Source organism: Photorhabdus viridis (genome assembly GCF_040256935.1).
Classification (GTDB): Bacteria; Pseudomonadota; Gammaproteobacteria; order Enterobacterales; family Enterobacteriaceae; genus Photorhabdus; species Photorhabdus viridis.
In genome coordinates this window covers 1-9,210 of record NZ_JBEJZY010000078.1, presented here as the reverse complement: position 1 = coordinate 9,210, position 9,210 = coordinate 1, and the positions used below count along the sequence as shown (strand labels likewise).

General features: G+C 46.0%; 2 protein-coding genes and 1 pseudogene. All 3 read right to left on the bottom strand.

Going from position 1 to position 9,210, the window contains the following annotated elements:
• Positions 1–388: 388 nt before the first annotated feature.
• Complete coding sequence (locus tag ABR397_RS21345; RefSeq protein ID WP_350307468.1) at positions 389–5,521, bottom strand: type I polyketide synthase; 5,133 nt, start codon at positions 5,519–5,521, stop codon at positions 389–391.
• Between the two features lie 254 nt (positions 5,522–5,775).
• A complete protein-coding gene (locus tag ABR397_RS21340) occupies positions 5,776–7,095 on the bottom strand; it encodes a hypothetical protein (RefSeq protein WP_350307467.1) in 1,320 nt (439 codons plus the stop codon).
• Between the two features lie 553 nt (positions 7,096–7,648).
• A pseudogene (locus ABR397_RS21335) lies at positions 7,649–7,972 on the bottom strand (hypothetical protein); the annotation flags it as partial.
• Positions 7,973–9,210: the final 1,238 nt, after the last annotated feature.

Here is a 9,210-nt window from a genome sequence, read left to right as displayed (position 1 = left end):
CGGCGGTCAGGTAAATTAAAAGATAACTCGTGGCCCTGACCACTCGGGTGTTGCGTTGATCCATCGGACTTTCTCTTTTCTTAAGTTAATCTGGTTTTGGTGATAAAACGGTCATCTTTCCATAGGAAATATTGAGAATTTTATAGTGACATAAGCAAACTATTCTAATGTGTGATTATTTGTCTGTCTGAATGGATAGTATGAAATGTGATCAAGATCTGGTTGTTTAATCCTGACAATGGGGAATGAGGTATATTAAATGCTAGAAAATAGCGATAAGGCTGGAGATATTATATTTTTTTAGCCGTGATAGTCGAAACGTTGAACGTCAACAATCTGAAAGCCCTATCGGGCTTTCAGAGAATGTTTTAGTTAAACGATTTTAAGATCATTCCTGCTTCGCAATTAACTCAATTTGCAGTCGATACGCAATCAACGATGCAAGTTCCGACAGCGACTTATCGCTTAACAACAACTCCAGCGGGATATTCAAACGCAATTGCTTGTTGATTTTTTGTACCACCATTAAGCCATTCAAAGAATCAATACCGTTGTCGGCCAGCGGTAGATCGGGATGGAAAACTTCGGCTTGCACTCCGATAACCTCACCACAGAAAGCTTGTAGCAAGCTGACGACATCATCCGGATTATTCACCTCAATCCCCGAATCTGCGGGTAAAGCCTGAACCAAACTTTCTTGCTGAATATCACGCAATAGCGCCAAATGGCGCATCGGCCCAGAGAGTAAACTTGACCAATCAGTCAAGAACGGCACCAGTTGTGGCTCAATGCGGGCAAACAATCGATCTAGCGTGGCTAATCCCTCTTCTGGACTGAATGGCTGTAATCCGCTGTTTTCCAGCACCAGGAGCGTACGGCTATCCCGTAGAGCAATCCCCGCTTTCCACGGACCCCAGTTAAGGCTTAACGCAGGTAAACCTTGCTGACGCCGCAGATAGGCCAAGCTATCCAGCATGGCGTTAGCCGCTGCATAAGATGCCATACCAGGCAAAGCCATTAATGCGCCCAACGAGGAAAACATAACGAAATGTTCTAAAGGTGCATCAGTCAATACCTGATGTAATGTCCAAGCGGCTGATGCTTTAGCTGCAAATACCCTATCGAACGCTTGGGTACTCAGTTCACGATATCCCTGATCTTCAACATGTGCGGCACAATGGATCACGCCGCGCATCGGCTGGCTAGTCTGTTGCCGATACTGGCCCAGACAAATTTTAGTCATTTCCACATCACCGAGATCAATCGGCAGATAATCAGCCCCAACCCCTTGTTGGTGCAGCGTTTCCAGTAACATCCGCTCACTTGTTTCAAGCGTATGCCGACGCCCAACCAACAGTAGATGACGGGCGCCATGTCGCACCATCCAAGGAATCAACTGACGGCCTATATCACCAAAGGCGCCAGTCAGCAGATAGCAACCATCCGGACGAAAACGCACTGGCGGCAACACGGGTATTTCCGGCAATGGCGCAAGGCGCAGCACATAACGCTGATCATGACGCAGAGCCAATTGATCTTCGCCATCATCTGTCAATAGCACATCCCACCACCGGATGGGTGCCGTGGTGCCATCGATATCCAGTAACCCTCCCCACAGTGCAGGCGCTTCTTGTTGACCAATCACCCGCATCATTCCCCATAATGCTGCGGCAAATGGATCAGGCAGATCCTGTTCTGTTATTTGATGAGCACCTTGAGTCATGATCCACAAACGTGGTTTCACTGATCGCTCTGCCAATGCCGCACACAAATGGATCAAAGAATGATAAGCCATTCGTGGAGCTTGTAATGACCAAAGGATCAATATCCTTTCAGTTTCAGCGGGAAGAGTATTAACCAGCGCCTGAGTTTTCTGATAACTGTCAGGCAAGTCAGAATGTAATGAGGCATACCCACCGCGTCGTTGCAATTCACCAGCTAATTCTTCCGCCAGTGCAGTTTCCCCCCCCAGAATAGCCCATTGCGCTAAAGGCTCGGTTGATGGCTGAGAGGGTACTTTGCGCCATAGCGGTTGACCTACCACCAGATTGTGAAGCCTAGGCTGTAAGCTACTTTTTTTGTTACTGACAAGCTGAACACAAAATCCACTAATCTGGCAAATCAGTCTGCCGCTGTCAGTATACACATCGATATCCCCAAACCACTGTTGTGGCGTCTGCTTAGTGATCCGAGCATGTGCACGAACCCGGCCTGACAATTTGCCATTAATGCGCAGATGCTGAATACTCACCGGGATACGGAAATCGCCGGCAGGGATCGGAGCCTTAATATCAGCAGACTGAATCACCAGCAGCGACTGGAAAATACCATCCAAAGCCGCAGGATGGAAACCCATTCCCTCTGGTGCAGATGGCAACTCAATCTCACAGATTGTCTCTCCTTCACCGATAAACGCATGACACAGAGGACGGAACACCCCACTGTAGCTGAAATGCAGATGCTGGAATGCCTGATATAATACCTCCTGGTTCCGCATGCCGGGATAACGGTCATTTGCAACCAACTGAGGAGGGGTACAGGCGGTGGCGCCCGGTACAATGATATTCACCTGTGCGCTGGCGGCAAGTTGGTGCTGTGTACCCTCGTCCAGGTTACGGGTAATATATACCTGTATCTCCATCCGTTGACGATCCAACTGGGTTTTTAGCCTGAATTCCATGCCTGATTCCAGCAATAGAGCCGACTGCAATACAACATTATCAAGAGCCAATCCAACGCCAGGAAAACAGATACGCGCCGCCGCCAGCATAACTTCGATATAACCCGCAGCCGGAAACATCGCATTCCCCATGACGACATGATCGAGTAACCAAGGCACTTGTTCCACAGCCAGTTCAGCCAGCCAACTCTCTTTACCCGGCAGGGCTTCGCCCAATAGCACGCCACTTAATGTACGCAACCGGCGGCGACGGCTGATCTCTGGCTCATGCCAATAAGATTGCTGATGCCAAGGGTAGGTTGGCAGATCGATCGGACTAGCTGCCGGTATAAGAGTCCGCCAATCAGGCTCAACACCGGCTTCAAATAATTGACCCAGTAACTGTGGCCAGTTCTGCCCCGAGCGACAAGCAAACACTTGTCCGCGATAAGGTTTACTCCAATCCTGCAATCCACCGCTAAGCAGGGATTGAGGTGAAATTTCAAAAAAATGGTGGAAACCCGCTTTGAGCATATTTTCTACCGCATCGTCAAAACGGAATGGACTGACCACATTGTCAGCCCAATGCTCAGGGCTCAACTTATCATTAATCAACTCACCGGTGACGGATGAAAACACCGGCAACAAGGGTTTTGCCGCAGGAACCGTTGCCGCATCCGCAGCCAACCCTGCTCTGATTGACTCCAAATAGGGGGAATGAGAAGCAATTCTATAATTGAGCCGACTACTGGCGATCCTATGATGCTTTAAGCGTTCGGAAATGGCGGCTAATTCACTTACAGGCCCAGACAACAAGCAACGATCGGGGCTATTACGTCCAGCTACCATCACGGTAGGTTTAGCATCCGGGACAGACAAATGAGGGCGTATCTGCTCCACCGTAGCGGCTACGATCAATAATCCCCCACCTTTATTCAGCACACGTTGCAGATAATGATAACGCTGGTGTAAAAGTGTCAGCGCTTGCGTCAGATCATAAATTCCCGCCAGATAACAAGCCGCCATTTCACCAGAACTATGACCCAGTAATGCCGCTGGTCTGAATCCCCACTTCTGCAACTGCGCAGCCATTGATACCTGAACTGCAAACTGCATTGGCGGCTCTATCAATTCATCGGCAGAGATCAATGCAGCATATAAGGAAGGTGCAGCAAACCCCGTCCAAATTGCTTCGCAGCGCCTGAACTGCTCAGTAAACTCAGGAAATTGCTGAAACCAAACGACAGAATCTTTCCAAACTTCACTGCCAATGCCTGCAAATATCCAGGCCAAACGATCCACTTTTTTACCATTACGCTGCGACGGTACATTCAGATTAGTTAACTGTTGCTGCAATTGTTTTCGGTTACTGAAGGCGACCCCCTTACGCAACGGAAAGCAGTGACGAGTCGTCGCCAAGCTATAGCACAGATCATTAAGGGCAAGATCTGGCTTTTGTTGCAGTAAATCGGCAATGTTTTGTGCCTGCTGCTTCAGGGAAAATTCAGACTGGGCAGACAATGGCAACATGAAAGCCTGCTCTTCCCTCGCCTGAAGCTGTCCGGAAGGCGGTGTATTATTGCTCAATACCACATGGACATTCGTCCCGCCAAAACCAAAGGAATTCACCCCTGCAATAACCCTGCCTTCAGGCAACGGCGTTAACTGCCGGGGGACTTGCAAGCCTAATTCGGCAAAATGGATATAGGGATTAGGCGGATCTGCATGTAGATTGGCCGGCACTTGCCCCCGTTGTAAACACAATACCGCTTTAATCAATCCAGCAATACCCGCGGCGGCTTCCGTATGACCAATCACGGATTTACAGGCGCCGATCAGCAATGGGCGATCTGTCGGTTCTGGACGGCATACCCGCCCCAGCGCTTCTGCTTCTATCGGATCACCTACCGCCGTCCCAGTACCATGAGCCTCAATATAATCAATCTCTTCTGGAGCAATCCCCGCCTGAATACAAGCTGTACGGATCACCTGTTGCTGTGCTGTACTGCTCGGTTGAGTGATGGTAGAAGTCCGGCCATCCTGATTTGCAGCTGAACCGTGGACCACGGCTAATATAGGATCACCATCCTGCAAAGCCGCGCTCAAGGGTTTCAACAAAACAGCGCCAATCCCTTCACTACGCACATAACCATCAGCGTTAGCTGAAAAACTGTGGCAACGATTGGTAAGCGATAAAAATCCGGTACGACTTTCTACTACCGAAAAATCAGGCATCAACATCAACTGGCTTCCACCCGCCAACGCCAGTTGCGATTCTCCACGGCGCAAACTGTCGCAAGCCAGATGTACTGCCAATAAGGACGATGAACAGGCGCTATCGATGGTCAAGGACGGCCCCTGAAAATCAAACGCATGGGAAATACGGTTTGACAGCATAGTTCCCATTGCACCCGTTGAAGTATAACCCGTTGCCTGGCGTAAATCGGTAAATTGCAAGTGCATATAATCATGAGTGAAAGCACCGATATACACCCCAACCGCCTGACCTGCCAACGATTTTGGCGATATCCTTGCACGTTCCAGTGTTTCCCATGTCACCTGCAACATCAAACGATGTTGTGGATCGATAAAAGGCGCTTCTGTATTACTGATATTAAACACTGCCGCATCAAAGCCGGCTACATCAGCGATAAATCCTCCCTCGCGCGCCACCATTCGCCCCGGCAGATTACGATCCCGGGAACTATAAGCCTGTGTTGACCAACGCTCAGGCGGCACGGGGGTAATAGCATCACTTGAACCACACAACAGATGCCAAAATTCCTCTGGGGAGCTGACTCCCCCCGGAAAACGGCAACCCATGCCGATAATGGCAATCGGCATATTGTTACTTTTCATCATATTGATATCCATAGTGATATTTTTTACTCCGCTGAATTGTTTACCAGATTATTGTGTTTACCTATCAACACCAAGTCGTCGGGCTGAGAATACATTTCGGCGGATAAGGCAGTCATTCAGGCGTCACCAATGATTGATAACTGATACCCGTATTGAGTAATTAATCATGTAAGCCACTTGAACATAAGCAAAACGAAGATCTGAACCCATCGCCCTCATTGATAATCGTTCAGACCAGTCTGATTGGTGCACCACTAAGAATCAGGTTTCCGTTCATGACCGTTGATATATATCTTGCCGCAGTCACCGTCATCGCCAAATTCTCCTTTCGAACCATCCATACCCGTATCTCCTTGTACACCCCCCCTACCGTTGGGCCCTTGTTTATTTGCACAGGCTCCGGAAGAGTTTCCTCTATGAGGATTTCCAGGATCCCCGCCATTTCGGCCAAACCCGCTTTTCCCACCTTCCCCGCCAAGCCCGCCAAATGACGCAACATCAAATATTGGATTACCATCAGAAAAACTAATATATATGTTACCACTGTCCCCACCTTTCCCCCCATTACCCCCCTTCCCTCCATTTCCTCCTGGCCCCCCATTTCCTCCACACCCAGGAACACACCACTGGTACTCCCCGGATGTACTCACTGCCCCCCCATTACCGCCATGCCCCCCACGGCCCCCCATACCGCCATGTCCACCATTACCACCGTTACCCCCTTTCGCTAGCGCCCGTATTAACCCAGTAAGAGATTGAGCATTCACAGTCATGTCATTTACATTTCCACCTGGTGCGCCATTCCCCCCGAGTCCTCCGACAGTACCGCTGGTTCCATCAGTACCTGGCGTGCCGTCAAAGTAACAGCCGTTTTTATGTCCCACCCCCTCACTCCCATTGCTGCCATCAGCCCCATCATTTCCTGGCGCGCCCTCTAAACCATCGGCGCCATCATGGCCTCTACTGACAATGTTCTCTTTTCCAGCGCTTTCATTCCCTATAACATTGTTCGCATTGATGCTGCCGCTAGTGTAGTAAATAATTTGACCTCCCGGTTCAAAGATTATCTGGTCATACACCAAGGCAACCGGCTCGCCATAGCCATCTTTATCTTCAACAATCACTGGATTATCTGCGGTCACAGTAATACTTTCGCCACTGTACAGCGCCATCTTCATCGGGAAACGTTTAGCATTAAGAATGTCTTCATAATCTTTGACCAAAGCAGAATTACCATAAATATAGGCCCGAAAGGCTTTGCACAAATCAATATGATTCCCCGTGACATTTGCCAGCCGTTCAGCAGAAAACGGTTCCGGCAACGGATGGTGGGGCTCCATTTTGCCAGGGCCATATTCACTGTCAGGCACACCGCCGAGCGCTTTCAGCTCTTGTATGGTTTGTACTGTAAAAAATGCAGGGGGCACAGTCGCTGTCTTCGGATCGTTAGAAAAGATGACCTTGCCGTCAAAATCCGAGGTCTTCAGTTGCTTTGGCTGCCGTTCTATGCCAACCAAATGATGATTCTGATGTAATACTGCTAAAGTTTCTGCAACAGTTCTTATTTTATCCACCGGAATTCTCCTGAGTCTAAGTTTATACGTTTAAGATAACTTCATATATCAGTGGTCCATTTGGTCAAGATCCAAAGTATCTACGGCTATCACTACGATTGTGATACTAAATGACTAATAACCAGCATCTTGCCCTTGGCTAATAACTAGATTAGCCATAGTGGAAACATCGATTTTTTCTGGTAAAGAACTTTGATACTTCAACAGCAGGTATACCAGAAAAATAATTCCTATGAGAATTAATTAGGTAAGTATTTATTCACTTTACAGAAAGAAATTAAATGCAACAATTAAATTACATAACTTTAAATGTTAATGTAACTTACCACTTTTTTCATTAATTAAAGAGAATATTTCTGTGATATATCACTACCTTTTAATATGAGATAATTATAAACTTCAATTTTATATTTATCTCATTAGAAACTATTACCTCACCGTGGGTATGCACCACAGTAGATCATTAAAAAGGCTGGAAGATCACGTAGGTCTTTCCGGTTATTTTGTTCATATGCAGAGATTCGTGACCTTCCAACCCCAAGTGGGTCATCATGCGGCCATTAATCGTTTCTGCCGTCAGGTTGCCCGATTCATCATATTCAAATTCCACCACCGCATCCGGGTTGGTGGCGTGGATAAGCTGGCCGGCGTCGTTATAGTCGTATGTCGTGACCGAGACTAATTGACACTGTTCATCCTCTTCCTGCCAGACTTCCTGCTGGCTAATGCGGCTTCCCGGGGTGTAGCGCCAGCGTAATAGTTGATTATCCGGGTAACGGGCGGTGATGAGGCGTCCGGCGTTATCGTACTGATATTGAATTGTGCGCCCGGTAAAATCGGTTTCACCGATAATCCGCCCGGCCAGGTCACGGATGTAATGGCATTCGTTTTTTTAAATGATTAGGCTGGTCAGGAAAATGTAAAATAAGTGGAGTATAGGATCGCGGATAAACGAACTAAACAGAGCAGTGTAAACAAAGTGAATCCCGCTATGAGTTTTATGAAAGGCAGGGTTTAACCTGTGATTAAAAGTCGTTTTTTTAACTGATGGTGTTAATCGGTATAAAGTTTTAACCGTTGTTTTTATCACTTTTAACCACGGATTTTTGTTAAGTTTAATCATCATCGGATCACGTTTAACGAACGCAAATTATATCCATTTTTTATCTTTGCTGACGCTGTTAAATAACTGGCGATAAAGCGTTTGATATCCATCTGTTCGGATAATATCCTTTTACGTGCTAATTTCTTTTCAACTTGCTATTAACGGTTAATGATTTTCGATTAAATGCTATTAATTCTCCTTTTGAAAATCGGTATTTACTGCGTTTAATCCGCCCTGATATAAGAGATTTAATACTTCGGCATTCACGCTTTTAAATGATTATAGCAGGTCAGGTAAATGTAAAATAAAGGGAGGATAGGAACACTAATAAATTAAACAAGGAAGAGTAAATAAAGTGAATTTTACTATGCGTTTTATTATTGGCAGGATTTAACCTGTGATTAAAAATCATTTTTTAAACTGATGGTGTTAATCGATGTAAAGTTTTAACCGTCATTTTTACCCTTATTAACCTCGGATTTTTATTAAGTTTAATCATCATCGGATCACGTTTAACGAACGCAAATCATATCCACTTTTTATCTTTACTGACGCTGTTAAATAACCGGCGAGAAAATTCTTTAATACTTATTTGTTCTGATAATATCTTTTTACATGCGGATTTATTTTCAATTTGTTATTAACGGTTAATGATTTTCTATTAAATGTCATTAACTATCTTTCTGAAAAACGGTATTTGTTGCATTTAATCCACCATGATATAAAGGCTTTAATACTGCGGCATTCACGCTTTTAAATTATTATAGCAGGTCAGGCAAATGTAAAATAAAGGGAGGATAGAATCACTGATAAATGGATTAAACAGGGCAGGGTTTAACCTGTGATTAAACGTTATTTTTTTAACTGATAGGTTTAATCGGTATAAAGTTTTAACCGTTGTTTTTATCACTTTTAACCCCTGCTTTCTTCAATTTAATCATTGTCGGATTACATTTAACAAACACTAATTATATCCACTTTTTATCTTTGCTGACGCTGTTAAATAACCG

Excerpts from the sequence above, each read along its gene's own strand:
- ABR397_RS21345 (WP_350307468.1), bottom strand. The coding sequence starts at position 5,521 with ATGATGAAAAGTAACAATATGCCGATTGCCATTATCGGCATGGGTTGC.